The sequence below is a fragment of the Bifidobacterium sp. KRGSERBCFTRI genome (assembly GCF_025908335.1).
The window spans coordinates 764604-785877 of sequence record NZ_CP109653.1 but is presented as its reverse complement, the minus strand read 5'-3'; the positions used below and the strand labels follow the sequence as shown (position 1 = coordinate 785877).

Sequence of the window (21274 nt, the reverse complement as noted above, 5' to 3'; positions counted from 1 at the left end):
GGCCGTTCTTCACGTCACGCCATGGACATGAGCAGACCGCCGAACAACACCACGGCAAGCGCGACGAGTTCGATTGCGAAGAACAATAGGAACGAGGCCCAGCTGCGTGTGAGGACGTTGAGCTTCGATTCCTTCTTGATGCACACCAGCAGGCCCACCCAGAGCACCGCGTAGACCGCGACGCCGAAACCGGCGGCGATGATGCCGAGATTCGCGGCGTTCGCCAGTCCGGCCGCCTCACCGTACATCACATAGGTGGCGTTCCAGAAGTTGAAGCTCAGCAGGCACATGCCGGCGACGAATTGCTCCGCGGCAAGGCCGATCACGAAAATGGTCCCCCACAGCCATTTCTTCGCGTCCGCGACCATCAGTCCGAGTCCGGTGAGCGCCACGATGGTCACCGTCCATGAAATCAGCGCCACGCCTTTGGGATCGAGGAAATTCAGGTTCGCCACCATCCATGAGGCGTCCCGCACCGCGATGTCGCGCCCCCACCAGTACGGCGCGATCATGGCCAGCAGCACCAATGCCATGAACAGAATCCAGCGGACCGGATGCGATTTGCGGCGTTCGATGTCGGCCAAGGACAGGTCCGACGGTTCGATGGACGCCGTCGGGTGTTTGGAGACGTCGACGGTCTCGACCACGCCATCCACGACTTCCGTTGCCTTGTTGCGTTCCTTCTGACCCATGTTCCGCTCCGTATATATTGCGATATCTTGCGATTGCGCCGCCGCACGCCGCGGCCCGTTCCAGCATACCCGGGCAATCGTATGCCCGGGCATACGGATATACGAAAGGCGTGCCTTGAGGCACGCCTTCTTCTTCTCTGATGCTGTTGTGGAGCGGATGACGGGAATCGAACCCGCGTAATCAGTTTGGAAGACTGAGGCTCTACCATTGAGCTACATCCGCGTGTTGCCGCTACGTCCGAAGCCGACACGAAACGACTCGAGCTATTATACACATCCCACCAACTTTTGCAAGCGGGAATGGCATTTCAGATTTCGAGCATGACCACGGCGGAGGCGATCGGCCCGTCATGGCTTATGGAGATGGAGATATCGTACGACTGGCACACCGGATCCAACGGCAGGCCCAACGACTGCTGCACCTTGCGTTGCACTTCGGAGGACAGTATGACGCGCGGCACGCCGTGGGAATCGTCGAGAATTTCGATGCGCACCCATGGGAAGTTGTCGAGCGTGTACGGATATGCGACTTCGGCGCCGTCTTTCGCATGCCGCGAAATGGCCGCGCACCACGCTTTCAGGAACGCCTCCTTGCCTGCCCAGCGGGCGGCGAGGTGCACCGCCTCGTCATCATGCTTGAGCTGCGACCGTTGCGCCGTCTGCCATATCTCGCGCATGGAGAACAGATTGCGCATACGCGTCCCCGGCTCATTCAGCTGCTTGGCGAACGCAGGCACGTCAACGACGTCATGCCCTAGACCCAGCATTCCTCCGCCTTCCTAGGAATTATTAATCGGGGTTACCCCGGGAATGCCCCGACCATGTCATATGGAAAAGGGCGACACATCTGTGCAGAAGTATCGCCCTTTTCTTATCAGGCCGTCATCATTTGCCCATATTCAGGACAGATTTCGACGTAGCCGTCTCACGCTTCGAAATAGCCGGTGGACGCGAGGCGCGCGTTCGGATCGAGCAGCATGGCCTTCTCCACCTCGTGCGCGTCGTAGCCGCGGCCGTCCTCGTGGAAGCGGCGGTTGTCGATCGGCTCGTAGAGCGCGGCGCGCCCCATCATGCCCTCTTCAAGGCGACGCTGGCCGGCGGCGAGACGCGCGTTGGCACGGTCGCGCCATTCGTTCAGCGCGTCCTCGCCCGCGGTGTTGGCCACGGAAGCCTCGAAGGCGCCCGGGTTGACGATCGCGGCGAAGCCGGACACGTGGCCGAAGCCGAGCGACGTGGCCAGGCCGGCCTTGACGGAACCGACCTTCAGCGGCTCGCGCAGCCAGACCATGTGGTCGTCGCGCTTGAGCTTCGGGTCGACGCAGTCGAGGGCCGCGTTCGCCGGAACGACGCCGGACTTGAACAGCTGGGTCAGGCCGTTGACCTGGAAGATGCAGGCACCGCCCTTGGCATGGCCGGTGAGCGACTTCTGGGAGATCACGAACAGCGGGTTGCCGTCGGTGCGGCCGATGGCGTGGGCCAGCGTGTTGTGCAGTTCGGACTCGTTCGGGTCGTTGGCGTTGGTGGACGTGTCGTGCTTGGAGACCACGGCGATGTCGTCCGGCGTGACGCCGAGCTTGGCGAGGTCATGCACGAGCTTGGAGTCCTTGCCTCCCATGCCCGCTGCGAGCGCGCCCAGTCCCGGAGCCGGGATGGAGGTGTGCGCGCCGTCCGCATAGGAGTGGACGAATCCGACCACGCCGGCGACCGGCAGGCCGAGCTTCAGCGCGATGTCACCACGCGTCAGCAGGATGGTGCCACCACCCTGGGATTCCACGAAGCCGCCGCGGCGACGATCGTTGGCACGGGAGAAGAAGCGCGCGTCGATGCCCTTGGCATACATCTCCTCGGAGTTGGCGGTGGCGTTCATGTTGCCGAAGCCGATCACGGATTCCACGCCGATGTCGTCGATCGCGCCGGTGACCACGAAGTCGGCCTTGCCGAGGGCGATCTTGTCGGCGCCTTCCTCCAGAGAGACGGCTGCGGTGGCGCAGGCGGAAACCGGCTGGATCATGTTGCCGTAGCCGCCGATGTAGGACTGCATCACGTGTGCCGCGACGACGTTCGGCAGGGCTTCCTGCAGGATGTCGGTCGGAATCTCATGGTTGAGGAAGCGGTCCAGGTACAGCTTCCTCATGGAGGCCATGCCGCCGAAGCCGGTGCCCTGCGTGGAGGCCACCATGGACGGGTGCACGGCTTCGAGGATCTCGGCCGGGGTGAAGCCCGCGGACAGGTAGGCGTCGACCGTGGTGACGATGTTCCACAGGGCGATCTTGTCCACGTCGCCGACCATGGAGGCCGGAATGCCCCACTTGACCGGGTCGAAGCCCTTCGGGAACTGACCGCCGACGGTGCGGGTCATGGCCGCGCGGCGAGGCACGCGGATCATGGAGCCGGCGTGGCGGGTGACGTTCCACTCGCCGGATTCGGCGTCGGCCGCGTAGCTGGTGTGGGCTTCGTCGAGCTTGACGTATTCCTCGGCGATCTCACGGGTCGGAACGGAGAAGGTCACATCGTGGTCGAGGAACACCTCGGCCTCCTCCTCGTCGGCACCGTCCTTGTAATCGTTGCCCATGCCCTCTTCGAACGGACGCACGCCGGAGCGGGCCACGACCTCGTCGTGGTAGCGTTCGGCGATATCCTCTTCGGGCACCAGGTTGCCGTCGGTGTCGTACCAGCCCGGCTTCGGGCTGTCGTTCCAGGTCAGCAGGCCCATGTTCCAAGCCAGTTCGAGCACCGCGCCGGCGGACAGGTCGACCTTGCCGTCGGAGTGGATGCCGAGTTCGGCTTCGAAACGGGTGCGGCCGGAGCCCCACGGGCCCAGCTCTCCGATGGAGACGATGACGATCTCGTCTTCCGGACGGGCGGTGACGTGCTGCCAATCCTTCAGATCGACCTTCGCCTGACGCGGGGCGCGCGGGCTCGGCAGCGCCTTGATCAGCGTTGCCGCAGCGGCACAATCGCCCTGCTTGTCCTCATCGCCGGCTTCGGCGGCAGCGGCCTTGGCCGCGTCCTCCATGGCTTCGGCGCGCAGTGCCTTGATGTCGATCGGCTCGCTGCCGAGGCCGCCGGTCAGGTCCACGTCGAGCGGGGCCTTGACGGCCTGCTCGCGGGATTCCTTGGTGGACAGCTCGAGCAGCTTGACCGCGATTTCGGCGGTGGAGTAGGTCTTCAGTCCGTGACGTTCCACGACTTCGACCAGCGGATCGTTGCCGCCCATCAGGCCGGTGCCACGCACCCAGCCGATTTTCGGGTGGGCGAAGGTGACGCGGCTGGACCACACCTTTTCGGCGCGGGCGCGGTTGACGATCGCGTCGAAGGCGCTCTTGACCTCGCCGTACGCGCCGTCGCCGCCGAAGACGCCACGGTTCGGGGAGCCCGGCAGAATCACATGCAGCTTGTGCTGCACGTCGGTGTCGGCGCCGATCTTCGCGAAGCCGGTGATCGCGCGTTCCACACCCCACAGCATGAGGCGCGCCTGCGATTCGAACAGCTCGCCGGAATCGGCCAACGTGCCGTGCACCGGCGGAGCGGCGAACGGGAAGAACAGGCTTGGCTCGTAGGCGGGCTTCAGGATCGTGGTGGTCGCGCCGGAGGTCTTCTTCTGCACGTTGCCGACCCACGCCACGAGAGCGTCCACGTCACGGTAGCTGGACAGGTTCGCCGGAACGAGCCACAGCTTGGCGTCGCCTGCCGCATGCTCGCGGTAGGTCTGCTTGGCCCAGGCCTTCACGCTCTGCCTGAAGCTGTGCGAAGTGGCCACGACGGTCGCGCCTCCGGCGAGCAGGCCGTTGACCACCTGCGCTGCGATGGAGTTCGGGGCAACGCCGGTCACGACGGCGATATCGCCTGCGAAGCGGCTTGCTTCGGCGGAATCGTTCGTCTGCTCGAGCGCCTCGTCGGCCACGCGCTTGAACGCGGCGGCAAGCTCGACGTCAGCGGTCTTGCCCGCATACCATGCGGCTTCGTCGGCGACGGCCTTGCCCAGGCCGATGAAGCTGCCGTCCAGTGCGGAGGCGTCGTTGTCGTAGTAGGCGCGGGACAGGTCCTCGCGTGCGGATGCCCAACGGTCGTCGAACAGGATGGCCTTGCGCTCGTCGAAGCGCGGCTCGACCTGCTTCGGCCAGTCGGAGCCGAGCTCGGCTTCGACGGCGGCCACCACGGCGGCGTTCTCGTCGGCGGAATCGTCGGCGACCGAAGCGGTGACGCCCAGCTGGTTCAGCACGAACTTGGCGGTGGAGGCGAGCACGCCGTCGGCACCGGTCACCTTGGCCGCGAACGCGTCCAAGGCTGCGGAATCGACCACGGCGCCACCGGCTGCGCCACCTGCGCTCGGCATGGCGACGGCCACGCCCTTGTCGGAAGCGACCTTCTGCACGGCCGCGTCGATCAGCGCGTTGGCGGCGGCCGCATTGGAAGCGGCTTCGGTGCTCAGCGAGGCGAGGTCGCCACCGCGGGAGCTGGCGCCTTCGCGGGTTTCCAGCACAAGGGCTGCGACCACGTGGGAGGCCCAGCCTTCGCCGAGCTGCCAGGTGTCGGTCACGCGCTTGGTGATCTGGCCGAGCTTCACGCCGGCGGCGCCGAACAGGCCGCGCACACGGTCGCGGACGATGTCGGACAGCACCGGACCGAACGCCTTGTAGTTCGGGGCCACCTTGTCGACCAGCGCGCTCAGCGCCTTGACGGTCGCTTCGGCGGCGCCGTCCACGGAAGCCACGCCCAGCTCGGAGCTGATGTCCATAAGCAGCTGGTTACGGCGAGAGGAGACGCCGTTGGTCAGGGTGTCGGTGGTGTCGGATTCGCCGATCTGGTCCGGACGCACCTTCGCCGAATATGCCAGCAGCATGGCGATCGCGTCGGAAGCGTTGAACGGAATATCCGCGACTGCGGCGCCGGACGGAGCGCCGGCAGGTGCGACCGGTGCAGCGGCAGCCGGGGCTGCGGCGACGGGTGCTGCGGCGACCGCGGCAGGCGCTGCGGCGGCAGCGGCCGGAGCCGAAGCTGCTGCCGGTGCTGCGACGGAATCGTCAGCATCGTCGTCGGCAACGAGGGAATCGGAATCGGTCATGTAGACGCGGCCTTCGTCGCGGCCGACGTTGTAGACGGTCACGTCACGGCCGGCGAACTGCGGCAGGCGCAGCGTCTTGGCGCCGAGGTTGGCGAGCGTCGGAGCGTTGCCGAGACCCACCTCGACGTACTCCTCCACGCCAAGGCCACCCTGTTCGGCGGAACCGAACAGCAGCGCCTGGGTTTCGATCCAACGCACCGGGGAGGCGAACTGCCAGCTCAGCAGTTCGGTGAGCAGCAGACGGCCGAGCTTCTGGTCGTCCTCGGCGTAGGAATCCCACACCTTCGGATCGTCCAACGCGGCCTTGATGCGCTCGGACGGCACGACCTCGAGGATCTTCGCGGCGAATTCCTTGGTCATCTCGAACGGCACGGCCACCAGATTCGGAATGTAACGGCCAACCAGACGGCCACGGTAGTCGATGTGCTTCGGCAGCAGCGCGTCAAGCTTGTCGCGGAACTCCGGCACACCCTTGCGTAGCAGCGTGGAATGGAACGGCACGTCGATGCCCGGCACCAGCATGAACGCCGGCTTGCCGCCGTATTCGGCGACGCGACGGGCGGAATCGGCCTTCAGCGCCTTCAGACCGGCGATGGTGCCGGCCACGGCGTACTGCTGTCCGGCAAGGTTGTAGTTGACGATCTCCAGGAACTCGCCGGAAGCCTTCGAAACGGATTCGACGTATTCGCGCACGCCGTCGTCGCCCACACCGAACTGGTTCGGACGCAGCGCGCCCATACGGTAGTTGGAACGGCCCTTCTCGTCACGCGGAATGAGGTGGTGCATGGTGGAGCCACGGTGGAACACCAGCTCCAGCACGGTTTCCAGCGGAATCACGCCTGCGAAGGAGCTCAGCGCGTTGTACTCGCCCAGCGAGTGGCCAGCGAAGTAGGCGGGCCAGATGTCCGCGCCGGCTTCGCGCAGACGAGCGGTCTGGGCGAACGCCACGGTGGCGAGCGCCACCTGCGTGAACTGGGTCAGGTTGAGCAGGCCTTCCGGATGACGGTAGGTCACGCCGTTGGCGGTCAGTTCCTTCGGATTATCACGCACGACGGCGAGGATGGAGAAGCCGAGCTTCTCGCGGGTCACCTTGTCGGCGCGCTCCCACACCTCGCGTGCGGCCGGGGACTTGGCACGCTCGTCGAGCACCATGCCCTGCTTCTGGATGCCCTGGCCCGGGTAGACGAAGGCGGACTTCGGCGCACGCACGATGGCGGTGCCACGGGACACGATATTGCCGTCGATGCGGCTGGTCACTTCCAGCACCATGCCGGCGTGGGCCACACGGCCGACGCGTTCGATGGAGATCTCCACCTCGTCGTCGAGCTGCACCATGCCGTACATGTTGTACGTCCAGCCTGCGATCTCGTAATGCGCGCCCTTCTCGTCGAGCGCCTGCACCGCGTACTGGGCGGTGGCGGACAGCCACATGCCGTGCACGAGCGGCGCGGCGAGACCGGAGACGGCGGCACCGCGATGAGAGGTGTGAATCGGGTTGAAATCGCCGGAAGTACGGGCGAAAGCGGTCATCTCGTGCGGAGCGACGACCTTCACACGACGCAGCAGACGGCGCGGAGTGCTTTCGATTTCGGCTTCGATTCCACCATAGTCGGGCGCTTCCGGCGGCAGCGCGTCGGAGTACGCGCGGCCGCGGATGGCGAAACGCTCGGTTTCGTTGGCAAGCAGCGTACCGTCCTGAGCGGTGTGCGTGACGTGGATGGTCACCACACGGCCGGAAGCGGATTCGAAGTAGTCGTCGGCCCAGCTGGTGAGCTCGATGCGCTCGCCGGTGTGCTTCAGCAGCTCGTCCTCGCTCACCTCGAGTTCGATGAGGTGGTCGAGATGCACGGCGTTGAGCAGGCCTTCGATGACCGGGAAGCCGTTGACGTACACGGAGCCGAGGGCCGCGTAGATGGCGGGCCAAGCCGGTCCGACGAGCGCGTCCGGGGCGATGCGGGACGGCACGAGGTCGCTCGGCAGCGCGCCGCCGGTGGCGGCCTCATGGTCGAAACCGAGGTTGGCGGACAGCGTGTAGCCGGTGTGCGCCTGGCCGAACGGGAAGGCGGTCTTGTCGGACACTTCCTCGATCTGCGGCATGGCGGTGAGCTTGTCGCCGGTGATGGCGGTGTTGCCGATGCCCGCGGTGTCGGCGAGCATGCGGTAGACGTGCTCCGGCAGACGGTCGCGGTCCACGACCGGGAACAGGCCGGATTCGTTGCCGTCGACGTTCAGCGGAATGACGATGTCGCGTACGGCGTGCTTGGAGGCGCCGCCGTCCGGATCGTTGTCCCAGAAGGTGTCGAGATGGATGTCGAGGTCGTACTTTTCGACGCTGCCTTCAACGGCCACCTTGCGGATCTCGTAGTTGGCGTCGCCGTTGGCGGTGCCGTACGCCGGGTTGGCCATGAGGTGGCCGACCCAGGAGATGTTCGGGGATTTGCGGATGAATTCCTCGGCGGAGACGGCCGCGCCCAACTGGGCGAAGGCGGTCTTGTCGGCGCTCGCCGATTCGGCGGACACGCGCTTGACCATGGCGGCTTCGAAGCGGCCGAGGATGTCGGCCACCGGCTCGTCCACGGTGGTGATGCCGGCCACGGAGATCGGGCCGGGGATGATGCGCACGGAATCGGCGGAATAGCGGGAGTCCTCGGACTGCCACAGCTGGTCCTGGCCCCACCAACGCAGCAGGTCGTTGTCGATGACCGGCACGAACGGCATCGGCTTCGGATACTCGCGTACGAGCACCGGGAACCATGCCTCGTCCATCGGGGTGACGGTCAGTTTGCCGGCCTGCGGGTAGGTTTCGGCAAGCTTGGCGATCGCGGCGTTCGGATCGGCTTCGACGTCGGCGCGGGAAGCGAACAGCGATGCGAATTCGCCGCTTTCCTGCGTGGTGACGCGGGCTTCGATGCGCTGCAGCAGGTGCAGGAAGCGATCGGCGTAGGTTTCGTCCACCCACGGGAAGGAGAGGTCGGCGAAACGCTGGGCCCACTCAAGGTAGGTCATGGTCTTCAGATCGCCGAAATACGGCTTGGCGGTGGCGTTCAGCGCCGCGATGATCTCGTCGCGACGGCTTTCCAGCTCCTCCGGGTGCTTCATGACGCGCACCAGCAGGCGGCCGCAGCGGGCGGAGGAGTTCTCCAGCTCGTAGATGTCGGCGTGCAGGTGGCTCAGACCGGAGGTGACGCCGCCCTTGGCCTGTCCGGACGGAACCCACTGCTCGCCCAGCGGGGCGAACGGATCATTGTCGTCGCCCTTGGCCGGAATGCCAGGAGTGCTGACGAGCATCTGCTTGACTTCAGGGTTGGTGTGCGCTTCCTTGGCGGTCATGGCGGCGGTGCCGACGAGCACGCCGTCCACCGGCATGAGCGGACGGCCGTATTCGGCGGCCCATTCGCCGGTGATGTAGTCGGCGCCGCGTTCCGGCGTGCCGATGCCGCCGCCGACCACGAGCACGAGGTTGGCCTGCTCGCGCACTTCGGCGTAGGTGCTCAGCAGCAGATCGTCAAGCGATTCCCAAGAGTGGTGGCCGCCTGCGGAACCGCCTTCGACCTCGATGAGCACCTTGGTTGGCGCGACGGCCTTGGCGATGCGCACCACCTGGCGGATCTGGTCGACGGTGCCCGGCTTGAAGCTCACGTACGGGAAGCCGTCGGCGTTGAGGTTGTGGATGAGTTCCACGGCCTCGTCGAATTCCGGAATGCCTGCGGAGACGACGACGCCGTCGATCGGGGTGCCGCTGGCACGCTTCTTCGGCACGATGCGCTGGGAGCCGAACTGCAGGTTCCACAGGTAGCGGTCCATGAACATGGCGTTGAATTCGACGGTGCGGCCTTCCTCGAGTTCCTCCTCGAGCTTGGCCACGTGACGGTCGAACACGCTGGCGGTGACCTGGCCGCCGCCTGCGAGCTCGGCCCAGTAGCCGGCGTTGGCGGCAGCCGCCACGATCTCCGGCTCCACGGTGGTCGGGGTCATGCCGGCCAGCAGCACCGGAGCCTTGCCGGTAAGTTCGGTGAACGCGGTGCGCACCTTGTCTCCGGCGGACGTGTGGATGATGCTCGGCGCGAAACGCGTCCAGTTCTGGGTGCGTTCCGGCAGGGTCTCGAGCGTGGAGAGCGCGCCGCGATCGGCCACGGTGGAGGCTTCCACCACGCCGACGCCGGTGCCCTGGGCCACGGTGGAGAACAGTTTGCCGACGGTGTTGCCCGGACCGAAGTCCAGCACCCACAGGGCGCTCGGATCGGTGGACTTCATCAGGGCGCGCACGCGGGCGGCCCAATCCACATGGTTGAGCAGCACTTCGGCGGCGAGCTCACGGGCATGGTCGGCGTTGATGCCGCAGGCCTCGGCCCATGCGACGGCCTGGGAGACGGCATCGGCCATCAGCGGGCTGTGGAACGGCAGGGTCACGTCGAGATATTCGAGCGTCGGGTCGAACACGCGGCCGCCACGCACCTTCTCCTCGCGCAGCTTGGCCTGACGCTTGTGTTCCTTGGCGACCTCCACGCCGAATGCGGCCAGGTCCTCCGGATAGCCGGACAACACGTAATGCGTGGCGGAATTGGTGACGGCCACGGCGATCGGGCCACGTGCGCCGTCGACGCGTTCGATCAGCGCGTCCACCTGGGCGCGGGTGATGTCCTTGACGGACAGCATCGGGGTCGCCTCGCCGTGGCGTGCGGCGAGACCGAGCTGGCGTGCCTGACGGGTGCCGGCGACGCCGATCAGCGTTGCGATCGCAAGAATCTCGTCGATCTTGGCTGCGGCTGCGTCGATGGAACCGGCTTCGCAGATCGCCTGCACCATATGCACGGCAAGCACGCCCTGGGAGTGGCCGAGCACCACGACCGGCTTGGCCTGGGCCGGATTGTAGCCGAGTGCGGCGGCGTCGAGCAGCGCGCCCAGCTGGGTCAGCGCGATGCCGGGAACGCTGGCGGAAGCCGCGGCTGCGGCGCCCAGACGTGCCGGGTTCGGTTCGAAGCCGAACAGGTCGACCGGGCGTCCGGTGGTGGCGAGCAGCTCGGCGGACACCGGATACAGCAGCGCCTGCGCGGCGGCCGCATGGGTGTGCAGGACCTCGTCGAGCGCCGGATTCGCGCTCTGGTCGGCGAGCGCCACCGGCCACGGGGTGGATTGGCCGGCGAAGGCGAGCGCGTGGGGCTCGCTGTTCAGTCGATCAAGAAAAAAGGTGTTCATAATCTTCCTTACTTGTTCCAAAATTTCTTGCGATTGTTGTGGTTGCTTACGTTGGTTACGTCGCGTTGCGTCCGTCACAGCGGCTGGTTGCCGTGGTGTTTGCTGGTTCGGCGCACGCGTTTCTTGCTGGCGAGCAGGCGGAGCGATTCGATGATGGTCTCGCGTGTCTGTTCGGGGTCGATCATGGCGTCGATCTCGCCCATTTCCAGCGAAAGGTTCGCGTTGACGGTGGTGCGTTCGTAGTCGGCGATGTACTTGGCGCGCAGCGCTTCGACGTCCTTGCCGTTGTCTTTGGCTTTCTGCAGGTCCTTGCGGTGGATGATGTTGACCGCGCCGGCCGCGCCGAGCACCGCGATCTGGCTGGATGGCCAGGCGAAGTTCATGTCCGCGCCAATGGATTTAGAGCCCATCACGATGTATGCGCCACCGAAGGCCTTGCGCAGGATGATGGTGACGAGCGGCACCTGCGCGTTGGCGTAGGCGTAGATGACCTTCGCGCCACGGCGGATGATGCCCGCATGTTCCTGTTCGGCGCCCGGCTTGTAGCCCGGGGTGTCCACCAAGGTGACGACCGGCAGGTTGAACGCGTCGCACAAGCGCACGAATCGCGCCACTTTTTCGGATGAGTCGACGTCGAGAATGCCGGCGTTGACGTTCGGCTGGTTGGCCACGATGCCGACGGGATGGCCGTCGATGCAGGCGAAGCCGACCACCGCTGAAGCGGCGAACAGTTCGTGCACCTGCACGAATTCACCGTAGTCCACGATGCAGCGGATCACGTCGAGCACGTCATACGGCTGGCGGTCGTTGTCCGGCACGAGGGTGGCGAGGCGTTTGGCCACGTCACGGTCGGCGCGGGTGGCCGCGTACGCGTAGACCGGCGGCTGCTGGTCAGAGTTGGACGGCAGATAGGCGAGCACGGTACGCGCGTAGTCGATCGCATCCGCCTCGTCCTCGCCGAGATAGTGGGCCACGCCGGACGTGGCGTTGTGCACGTAGCCGCCGCCCAGATCGTCCATGCTGATCACTTCGCCGGTGGCCGCTTTGACCACGTCGGGACCGGTGACGAACATGTTGGAATTCTCGCGGGTCATGATGATCAGGTCGGTCAGGGCCGGGCAGTAGACGGCACCGCCGGCGCAGGGGCCGAGGATCAGCGATAGCTGCGGCACGAAACCGCTGGCGTCGCAGGTTTTGCGGAACAGGTGGCCGTATTCGGTCAGCGCGGCCACACCCTCCTGGATGCGCGCGCCACCGGAGTCGATGAGCGCGATGATCGGCACCTTGAGGTCGAGCGCCTTGTCCATCAGATGGCAGATCTTGCGGCCTTCGGCCACGCCAAGCGTGCCGCCTTTGACGGAGAAGTCCTGCGCGTAGACGGCCACTTTGCGGCCGAACACCTCGCCGAAGCCGGTGATGACGGCGGAGCCTGCGCGGCCACCGTTGATGTCGCCGCCGCGGAAACGGCCGATTTCCTCGAAGGAACCGGTATCAAGCAGCAGATCGAGACGTTCGCGCGCGGTCAGCTTGCCTTTGACGTGCTGGCGACCGCGGGCATGGTCTTCGGCTTCGGCGGCGAGCTGCGCGGCACGCAGCACGGACGTACGGATCGGCTGCGATTCGCGGGCTTCGGCAGCCGCTTCGTCACCCAGTCGCTCCTGCTGTTCCATGACGACCTTCACGGCCTCTTTGACGGCCGGGCTTGCGATGATGTCGGTCATTTCGCGCCGCCTTCCGTCTTGGTTTCCGTATTACCGTCCGTTGCCGGCTTGCCGTCAGCCGCCTTGGAAGCGCCGTTGACGTCAATGGTCATCAACGTCTCGCCCGCTTCGATGCCTGCCGCCGGGCCGACGAATATCTTGGTGACGGTGCCCTTGACCGGCGCGTACACGTAGTTCTCCATCTTCATGGATTCGAGCACGACGAGCAGGTCGCCCTTGGCCACGTCCTGGCCTTCGACGACGTTGATGCGTGTGACGACCGCCTGCATCGGGCTGGCGATCACACCGGACTGGCCGTCGTTGCCCTGCTGCTTCTTTTCGACGTGGTGCAGGCCCTGTCCGCGCAGCGGCTGGATGGCGCGCTTGGCGTCACGCGCCTTGGCGCCGCCGGTCAGGTTGGCCACGATGTCGTTCGGCACGGTCAGCGACACACGATGGTTGTTGACTTCGATGACGAAGGTTTCGCTGGATTCCTTCTGCTCGGCTTCCTTCGCACCCGAAGCGCCGGCCATGGATGCCGGCTGGCCGCCCTTGGTGGAGGATGCTTCCTTGTTCAGGTACTTGCGTTCCAGCCATTTCGTGCTCACGTCGTAGGCCACGCCATGCTCGGCGGTGAACTCGTCGTCGTTGAAGATCTGCTCGAACAGGCTTGCCGGGGTCGGCACGCCTTCCACCTTGAGCTCTTCCAACGCGCGGCGCACACGTGCCACGGCTGTCGCACGGTCGGAGGCGGTGACCACGAGCTTGCCCATCATCGAATCGAACTTCGGGGAGACGGTGTCGCCTTCCACCACGCCGGAATCGACGCGGATGCCCGGGCCGGACGGCCATGCGAGCTTGGTCAGCGTGCCGGAGCTCGGCGCGAGGTTCTTGGCTGGATCCTCGCAGGTCAGACGCAGTTCGAAGCTGTGTCCGCGCAGCGGGTGGTCGACGGTTAGCTCGCCGCCGTTGGCGATGGTGAGCTGTTCTCGCACCAAATCGAGGCCGCAGACCTCTTCGCTGACGGTGTGTTCCACCTGCAGACGCGGATTGACTTCCAGGAAGTAGACCTTGCCCTGCTCGGTCACCATGAATTCGCAGGTGCCAAGTCCTACGTAATCGACCGCGTCGAACAGGCGGCGGGAATAGGTTTCCAGCTGTTCGAGCACGCCGTCGGGAAGGAACGACGCCGGAGCTTCCTCAACAAGCTTCTGGTTGCGGCGCTGCACGGAGCAGTCGCGGGTGGAATACACGGTGAAATTGCCGTGCGAATCGCGTCCGCACTGCGTTTCGACGTGACGGCCCTTGTCGATGAACCGTTCGACGAAATACTCGTCCAAATCGCCGCCCTGCAGCGCATCGTGGTTCATGTAGAAGCCACGCAGCTCGTCGTCGTTGTGCACGAGCGTGATGCCGCGGCCGCCACCGCCGTCGGTGCGCTTGAGCATCAGCGGATAGCCGTGCGTGTGCGCGAAGTCGAGCAGCAGTCGCATGTCGGAAATCGACTGGGAAATGCCGGGAACCGGCGGCACCTTCGCGAAAGTGGCCACGCGGCGGGCCGTGATCTTGTCGCCCAGGTCGACGAGCGCCTTCGGATTCGGGCCGACCCACGTGGCGCCGGCGTCGAGGACCTTCTGCGCGAAGCTTGCGACTTCGGAAAGGAAGCCATAGCCGGGGTGCACCGCGTCGGCACCGCTGCGCTGCAGGATGTCGATGAGCAGATCCTCGTTGAGATACGTGTCCTTGTAGGTGTCGCCAGACAGCAGATACGCATCATCGGCCATCTGCACGTACTGTGCGTGACGGTCCTGTTCGGCGTAGACCGCGACCGTGGGAATCCCCATCTCACGTGCGGTGCGCACGACTCGAAGCGCGATTTCGCCGCGATTCGCCACCAGTAGTTTGTTGACATTCTTAGGCATAATGTCAAGTTTGGCGGTCGAGGCGTGATTCGACGAACTCGTTTCCCACAAAAGATTCGCAATCTTTTTGTAAGGCTCCACAAACGTTACCGAAACTTAGCAACCCTACGATGGGGAGCATTGATTGACGAAAGACTCATTTTCGTCACTTTTTGTAGCATCCTGTAGCATCCGCAAAAAAGGGAGGATTCCACCATGCGCAACGCAATCCTGACCATCTCATCCGCAGCCAAAACGGCCACCAGCGGCAAATTCGGCGCCGTTTTGAAGTCCACGCTGTTCGCCGTGCTGCTCGCCGCCGCCTCCATGGCGGGCGCCGTGCCGATTCCGGGCACTCCGGTTCCGATCACCCTGCAGACCTTCGTGGTCATGCTGGCCGCGCTGATGCTGCCGTGGAAGCAGGCGGGCGCCGCGGTGCTCATGTATCTGGCCGCGGGCGCGGCTGGTCTGCCGGTGTTCGCCGGCGGCGCGTCCACCATGGCTTTGGTCGGCCCGAGCGCCGGCTTCCTCATCGGTTTCCTGCCAGCCGCCGTCGTCACCTCGCTGCTCAAGGGCAAGGCGCGTGTCGATTCCCCGAAGCATGCTGCGTTGACCGCCGCACGGTATCTGTTCGCCTGCGTGGCCGGCTGCATCGTGCTTGACTATCTGCTCGGCTTCATCGTGCAGTCCGCCATTACGGGCGTGGCGATGCCGGTGGTGGCCATCGCTTCGATGGGCTTCATTGTGGGCGATTGCATCAAGGCGGTTGTGGCTTCGTTGGTCGCGAGTGGACTGGCAAAGCTGCAGTGACTTTTATCGGCAGCGACTTTTCTGCGGTAGTTTTCTACGACTTTTTGCTGGGAATTTTCTGCTGAGGGTTTTCCGCTGAGAATTTCCGCTGTGATTTCCGGGTTTCTTCGTGATTTCCGGGTTTTGATACAGTCTTCCGTTTTCGCTGTGATTTTCGTTTTCGCTGTGTCCGGTGGGGCCGGCGGATACCAACGTGCGACACGCTCCGGGCCGCTCAGGCCGAGTTTTTTACGGTCTTACGTTGGTATCCGCCGGCCCCACCTCGTTTTGGGGGAATGTTGCGTTTGCGGGTGGCGCGGTTTTTGGATATTGCGATTTTGGGAAATGCCGTTTTTCTCGAATATTGCGTTTTTTTGAAACGTGCGATTTTCGAAAAAGCGCTTTACGACTTTATGAGGGATGAGGGTTAGAGAATTATTGGGGTAGGACGCCTACGTCGGCGGTGTGCACGGTGTGCAGGTTGCCGTTGTCGTCTCTGATGGTGAGGGAGGCGTCGGGGTTGAGTTCCAGCGCGGTGCCGCGCAGGGTGGTGCCGTCCACGAAATGCGCCTCGCATGGCTTGTCGAGCGTCCAGCAGACCGGACGCATCTCCTCCATCGCACGCGTGGCCTCGCGATGCGGGTCGGCTTCGAAATCGGCGAGCCTTGATCGCAAACCGTCCACCAGATGGGCCGCGATCATGTCGCGCAATGTCATGGAATCGGGCAGGCCATGCGCGACCAGCTGCAGCGACGTGGCCTTGTCGGTTGGCAGATGGTCTTCGGGGACGGTCAGGTTCAGGCCGATGCCGAAGACGATGCCGACGCGTTCCGTTGCGGCAGCCACATCAGTGGTACCAGTCGCACCGTCCGCGATGGGAGTTGCGGCAAGCGGAACCATTTCGGCGAGCACGCCGCCCAGTTTCTTGCCGTCGACGAAAATGTCGTTCGGCCATTTGAGCACGATGTCCTTGCCGAGCGGGCCGCCGCAATCGCGGATGGCCGCGATAATCGCGTTGCGCGCCTCGCAGCCGGCGATCATCTGCAGCCAGCCGTTGACGGACGTGTCCCGCACAATCGCCGTAGGCACGCTGACCACCAGGGAGACGATGAACGACTCCCCCACCGCGCTGGTCCATTGATGGTCGAGACGGCCACGGCCGGCGGTCTGCTCGTCGGCGCAGATCGCCACGATTTCACGGCCGGTCCAATCGCGTCCATCGCAGCCATCGAGGCCATCTCGTCTGGCCGAGCCGAACAGCGCGCCTTTGCGCACCAATTCGGCGGCGTACGTGTTGGTGGAGCCCACTGAGTCCAGCGCGATCACCTGGTCGGCCGCGACGCAGGTGCGTGGCATGGTCAATGCGGAATCCAATATGGTCGTCATGATTCCTTCTCCTGTCCGTCGAGCTGTCGTCCATCGAGATATCGTTCGTCGGCGTCCTGCTTGTCGGACTGCTATCTGTCGATTCGGTGCCCGCCGATACGCCGTTTGCCCGCCGTCGACGTGCCAACGTACGACGCCTCGCGTGCGGCAAGCCGCGCGGCACGCGACTCGCGCCAGAACTCCAGGCACAGGAATCCGAACACGAATGCGATCGGAAGCATATGCCGTTCGAAATTGTTGGCCGGTGCGGTGATCATCACACCCATAAGCAGCAGCAACGGCAGATGCCATGACAGCGACCGCCATCGACGCAGCACCACTTCGGCGGCGCCGATCAGCAGTGTCAGCGTGACATACAGGTTGCCGTGCGTCACCCAGCCAAGCACGGGAATCTGCCCCCATTTCTTGGCAAAGCCGGCCACCTGGTTGCGCCACTGGTGGTTGTACAGGTGAATCCATTCGTTGTCGGACTGCACGTAATCGTTGTTCACGTAGTAGTCCATCGACACGTATGGCAGGTCGGTCACGTTGAAGTATCCGAAGCATTCGGCGAAGAGCGCATCGAGCGCGATCTGAGGATTCGCCTTGACGATCTGCCACCATGCGTCATTGAAATCCTTCATGTCGTCCTTGGTGACGGTACGCCACTTGTAGCTGACCTTCTTGGACTGGATACCCGACGATTTCACCGGGTCGGCGTCCTGCTGGAAGTACGATTCGGCCATCTGGTCGAGGTTGAAGACGGGAGCGAGTTTCTTGGCCGCGTCCTCGGGAATGCCCTGCGGATTGTATTTCGCCACGCGAGCGATCTGCTGCAGCTGGATGCCACGGCTTTCGATCGGATCGCCGCCGATGACGGCACCGCTGTTCACCAGATAGACGAGGCCGCCATGGATGAGCACGGTCGGCAGCATCAATGCGACCACGTACGTCTTCCAACGTTTACGGTCGTTGATGATGGCCAGCAGCGCGGCGAACAGAATGATGTACCACGCGTATTTGGCGCTGATCAGCATGACGCAGCTCGACATGAACAGTGCCGCCAAGGAACGTTTGCGCAGTTTCATGGGCTTGCCGTTGATGGTGGGCAGCGCCTTGATATGCGTCATATGCAGCTCATACCACACGCCGAACCACCAGACGAACGCGAACGCGAACAACGGCGATTTGGTCAGTGAGATCGTGGCGAACACCGCCAACGGGCACACCATGAAGAACAGCAGAATCACGAAACGCGTCTTCGCGCCGGCGCGCAGTCTGGACGGACGCGCCACCACACCCGCCTCGGGATGGGTGAAATCGCGCATGTTCCAGCAGTCGTGCCGTTCGGGATGGGAGAAGTCGAACGTGCCGACGCCCAGCCTACGCCACGGCAGATTGAAGAAACGATTGGCGGTGGCGGCGCAGCAGAACGCGGCGAACAGCCATTGCAGCGCGGCCAGCGCCACGATGCCGGCGTCGTTGGAATCGGTGAAATACCGGGAGACCGCGGCGAACGCACCGTAGAAAACGGTCAGCACGATGTTGTGCTGGTCGGTCAGATACGTGGGATTGGCCGGCCACATGTAATGCGCGGTCGGATAGATGTCCATCGGCACGAATGAGAAGAAGCCGATGTACGGCTGTTTCAGTCCGGTCCACTGGTTCAACGCCCAGCTGAATTCGCGGATCTGGGAGCGGATGTCGGCGCCGTACGCGGCAAGCAGGATGGTCGGAATCCACAGCCAGCCGATGACGAACAGCAGCATGAGCTTCCACCAGCAGTCGGTGCAACGTGTCAGCTTGCGACCAATCCAGACGATCACCGCATGGATGGCGCGCCCCGGACGGCTATGCGCGGCGTCGCTCAGATGGCGCAGCATGATGCCCAATACCGTCGTCGGCGTGCCGGACACCTCCTGACACAGCTTGACGTACCGACGTGAGAAATACGTCGGCAGCACGCGCTCGCCACGGCCGTAACGGACCAGCGACCACAATATAGCAAACGAAACAACGAAGGCGATCGCCATGTACAGCACGTTGGCCCAGCCGAAGTCGGCGAGTCCGGTGCCAAACCAGTACAGCGGGCCGATGCCGCAGCACCACGCCACCCACAGGCATGCGAGCACGCCCAACGTCCAGCTGAGGAACGTGTCGGCTTTTCCGGCTTTCTTGTTTTCGCTCATAGTCGGCATATTACCGCCACTGCGCGAATGGGGACCGGAACGGTCGGCGAACGTGCGGCAATTCGCAGATACGACGATTAGAATGGACGGTTATGAACTCCGAGCAGGCAGACATCCTCGACCTTTTGTCAGGCCATACCGACGATACGACCATCGAGCGGTTGGCTTTCGAATGCCTGTTGACGAACATGACCGACGATCGTGTGGTCTCCTTGATGAACATTCTCGGATGGCAAGGCGATTTCAACTGTTTTGCGATCGGCGGGGTGCCTTCGGCCAGTCTTGCCTCGACATCCCTCGCCATCCGCAAGGCGGTGCGCGATTTGGGTGGCGAGCATGTGGTCATCGGCACGTACGGCACTTTCCTGCTGGCTTTGGCTTGCCAGATGGGCGCGGTCACGCCGGAGGTGACCTGTACCGCGGTCATGCCGGCGTTCAGCGAGGACGAGCCACTGTATTTGAGCCCGGTCCGTTCCGGTGTGGCGGGGGCTTCGCATGCGTTGCGTGAGACGATGTTCTCGCTGCAGGCGGCTCCGGCGCTGTCCACTCCTTCCCGTCCGCTGCGTGCCGACGAGCTGTTGCCGGAGCGTGCGCTGCTGGGTGATGATTACGCGCGTGAAGAACTGTATCGGAACGTATATCAGGTGCTGCGCGGCGAGAATCCCGATGATCCCACTTATCTGACGGTGTCCACGTTCCTGAAGTATGGCAGTTCGTTGGAGAACACGGCGAAGGAGCTGAATGTGCATCCGAACACCGTGCGCTACCGCTTGAAGCGTGCCGCCGAAACAACCGGCTGGGATGCCACCGATCCGCGTGACGCGTATGTGCTGACGACCGCGCTGGCGATTGGCCGTATGCGCGACCGCTGAGCCGCTGCCCGGGTGGTGTGGCGTCTGGGTACGCCCGTTGCACCTGTCATCCGGTCATAAAGTCATGAATCTTTCCGAACATATGAAAAGACCCGCATGCTGCGATTGCAGATACGGGTCTTTTGGTGAAGTTTAGCTTCTGTGCACTCAGGCAACGACCGCCGGATCAACCGGGACGCCCGGGTTCATCGTGGAGGTGATGGTCGCCTTGGTGACGTAGCGGCCCTTCACGGTGGACGGCTTCAGACGCTTGACTTCGTCGGCCACAGCCTTGAAGTTCTCGTCCAGAGCCTGCTCGGTGAAGGACATCTTGCCGATGAGGAAGCTCAGGTTGCCGTTCTTGTCGACACGGAAGTCAACCTTGCCGCCCTTGATGTCCTTGATGGCCTTGGTGACGTCCATGGTCACGGTGCCGGTCTTCGGGTTCGGCATGAGGCCACGCGGACCGAGCACGCGGCCGAGGCGGCCGACCTTGCCCATCATGTCCGGGGTGGCGACGACGGAATCGAAGTCAAGGAAACCGTCGGCGACCTTCTGCACGAGGTCGTCGTCACCGACGATGTCGGCGCCAGCCTCGAGAGCTTCGGTGGCCTTCGGGCCACGGGCGAAGACGAGGACCTTGGCGGTCTTACCGGTGCCGTTCGGCAGGTTCACGGAACCGCGGACCAGCTGGTCGGCCTTGCGCGGATCCACGTTCAGGCGCAGCACGGCCTCAACGGTCTGGTCGAACTTGTACTCCGGCATGCTCTTGAGGAGAGCGATGGCTTCGTTGGCGGTGTAAAGGTTGTTGCGATCGATCTTCTCAGCCGCTTCGCGATACTTCTTGGAACGCTGTACCATTAGTCCTTCTCCTCTCAGTCGGTAACCGTGATACCCATCGAACGGGCGGTGCCCGCGATGATCTTCATGCCGGCTTCGACGTCGCGTGCGGACAGATCAGCCATCTTGATTTCAGCGATCTCACGGACCTGAGCCTTGGTGACGGAGCCGACCTTGTGGGTCAGCGGGTTCTCGGTACCCTTCTGGATGCCAGCGGCCTTCTTCAGCAGAGCTGCTGCCGGCGGGGTCTTCAGGATGAAGGTGAAGGAACGATCTTCGTAAACGGTGATCTCAACAGGGATGACCTGGCCCATCTTGTCCTGCGTGGCAGCGTTGTACTGCTTGCAGAAGTCCATGATGTTCACGCCATGGGAACCCAGAGCCGGGCCCAGCGGCGGAGCCGGGTTGGCCTTGCCGGCCTGAATCTGGAGCTTGAGAAGCGCCGAGACTTTCTTCTTAGGAGCCATTGTATGGTTCTTCTTTCTGTGAAGCGGTGGTTAACGGCACCGGAGTAGGTCTCCCGCGTCCGGTTCCTTCCGCAACGTATATTGCTGTGCTGTGCTAGCAGGTGCCGCCGCCTTGTCCAGGCACACGAGACCCTCCAGACACAACTTTTCTATTATGCGATTCCGCCACGACATTGCGCGTATGGCAATACATACAAAGAAACCCCGCCGAAGCGGGGT

The 21274-nt window shown here is 63.9% G+C and carries 11 protein-coding genes and 1 tRNA gene; 2 read left to right on the top strand and 10 right to left on the bottom strand.

Going from position 1 to position 21274, the window contains the following annotated elements; translation table 11 throughout:
* Positions 1–14 precede the first annotated feature (14 nt).
* From OGI63_RS03215 to OGI63_RS03190, 6 genes are all read right to left on the bottom strand, one after another.
* Positions 15–692, bottom strand: coding sequence for a hypothetical protein (locus OGI63_RS03215; protein ID WP_011742775.1), 678 nt, complete (start codon positions 690–692; stop codon positions 15–17).
* 149 nt (positions 693–841) lie between these two features.
* Positions 842–915, bottom strand: a tRNA-Gly gene (locus tag OGI63_RS03210).
* Positions 916–1000: 85 nt separating this feature from the next.
* Positions 1001–1459, bottom strand: a complete 459-nt coding sequence (locus OGI63_RS03205) for a holo-ACP synthase (RefSeq protein ID WP_011742774.1) — start codon at positions 1457–1459, stop codon at positions 1001–1003.
* 158 nt (positions 1460–1617) lie between these two features.
* Positions 1618–10953: a type I polyketide synthase gene (locus OGI63_RS03200; RefSeq protein WP_011742773.1), complete on the bottom strand. Its 9336-nt coding sequence runs from the start codon at positions 10951–10953 to the stop codon at positions 1618–1620.
* 74 nt (positions 10954–11027) lie between these two features.
* On the bottom strand, positions 11028–12623 hold the full coding sequence (locus OGI63_RS03195; protein WP_370622422.1) for an acyl-CoA carboxylase subunit beta: 1596 nt from the start codon (positions 12621–12623) through the stop codon (positions 11028–11030).
* 47 nt (positions 12624–12670) lie between these two features.
* Positions 12671–14575, bottom strand: coding sequence for a biotin carboxylase N-terminal domain-containing protein (locus tag OGI63_RS03190; RefSeq protein WP_011742771.1), 1905 nt, complete (start codon positions 14573–14575; stop codon positions 12671–12673).
* 195 nt (positions 14576–14770) lie between these two features.
* On the opposite strand from OGI63_RS03190, the gene OGI63_RS03185 reads away from it, so the two are divergent.
* Complete coding sequence (locus tag OGI63_RS03185) at positions 14771–15364, top strand: biotin transporter BioY (protein WP_003807783.1); 594 nt, start codon at positions 14771–14773, stop codon at positions 15362–15364.
* A gap of 414 nt (positions 15365–15778) precedes the next feature.
* Here the strand turns inward: OGI63_RS03185 and OGI63_RS03180 are convergent, their stop codons facing one another.
* Together OGI63_RS03180 and OGI63_RS03175 are read right to left on the bottom strand one after the other, a co-directional pair.
* Positions 15779–16729 (bottom strand): biotin--[acetyl-CoA-carboxylase] ligase, encoded by a 951-nt coding sequence (locus tag OGI63_RS03180; RefSeq protein ID WP_011742769.1) that lies wholly within the window; start codon positions 16727–16729, stop codon positions 15779–15781.
* A gap of 71 nt (positions 16730–16800) precedes the next feature.
* Entirely contained in the window at positions 16801–18906 is a 2106-nt protein-coding gene (locus tag OGI63_RS03175) for a DUF6020 family protein (RefSeq protein ID WP_011742768.1), read from the bottom strand.
* A gap of 83 nt (positions 18907–18989) precedes the next feature.
* On the opposite strand from OGI63_RS03175, the gene OGI63_RS03170 reads away from it, so the two are divergent.
* Positions 18990–19769: a PucR family transcriptional regulator gene (locus tag OGI63_RS03170; RefSeq protein WP_003807777.1), complete on the top strand. Its 780-nt coding sequence runs from the start codon at positions 18990–18992 to the stop codon at positions 19767–19769.
* 147 nt (positions 19770–19916) lie between these two features.
* On the opposite strand, the gene rplA is transcribed toward OGI63_RS03170, so the two are convergent.
* Positions 19917–20609: a 50S ribosomal protein L1 gene (rplA, locus tag OGI63_RS03165; RefSeq protein ID WP_003807775.1), complete on the bottom strand. Its 693-nt coding sequence runs from the start codon at positions 20607–20609 to the stop codon at positions 19917–19919.
* 14 nt (positions 20610–20623) lie between these two features.
* A complete protein-coding gene (gene rplK, locus OGI63_RS03160; RefSeq protein WP_003807772.1) occupies positions 20624–21055 on the bottom strand; it encodes a 50S ribosomal protein L11 in 432 nt (143 codons plus the stop codon).
* Positions 21056–21274 lie beyond the last annotated feature (219 nt).

Coding starts and splice junctions, on each gene's coding strand:
- OGI63_RS03215 (WP_011742775.1), bottom strand. CDS start 692: ATGGGTCAGAAGGAACGCAACAAGGCAACGGAAGTCGTGGATGGCGTG.
- OGI63_RS03205 (WP_011742774.1), bottom strand. CDS start 1,459: ATGCTGGGTCTAGGGCATGACGTCGTTGACGTGCCTGCGTTCGCCAAG.
- OGI63_RS03200 (WP_011742773.1), bottom strand. CDS start 10,953: ATGAACACCTTTTTTCTTGATCGACTGAACAGCGAGCCCCACGCGCTC.
- OGI63_RS03195 (WP_370622422.1), bottom strand. CDS start 12,623: ATGGAACAGCAGGAGCGACTGGGTGACGAAGCGGCTGCCGAAGCCCGC.
- OGI63_RS03190 (WP_011742771.1), bottom strand. CDS start 14,575: ATGCCTAAGAATGTCAACAAACTACTGGTGGCGAATCGCGGCGAAATC.
- OGI63_RS03185 (WP_003807783.1), top strand. CDS start 14,771: ATGCGCAACGCAATCCTGACCATCTCATCCGCAGCCAAAACGGCCACC.
- OGI63_RS03180 (WP_011742769.1), bottom strand. CDS start 16,729: ATGACGACCATATTGGATTCCGCATTGACCATGCCACGCACCTGCGTC.
- OGI63_RS03175 (WP_011742768.1), bottom strand. CDS start 18,906: ATGCCGACTATGAGCGAAAACAAGAAAGCCGGAAAAGCCGACACGTTC.
- OGI63_RS03170 (WP_003807777.1), top strand. CDS start 18,990: ATGAACTCCGAGCAGGCAGACATCCTCGACCTTTTGTCAGGCCATACC.
- rplA (WP_003807775.1), bottom strand. CDS start 20,609: ATGGTACAGCGTTCCAAGAAGTATCGCGAAGCGGCTGAGAAGATCGAT.
- rplK (WP_003807772.1), bottom strand. CDS start 21,055: ATGGCTCCTAAGAAGAAAGTCTCGGCGCTTCTCAAGCTCCAGATTCAG.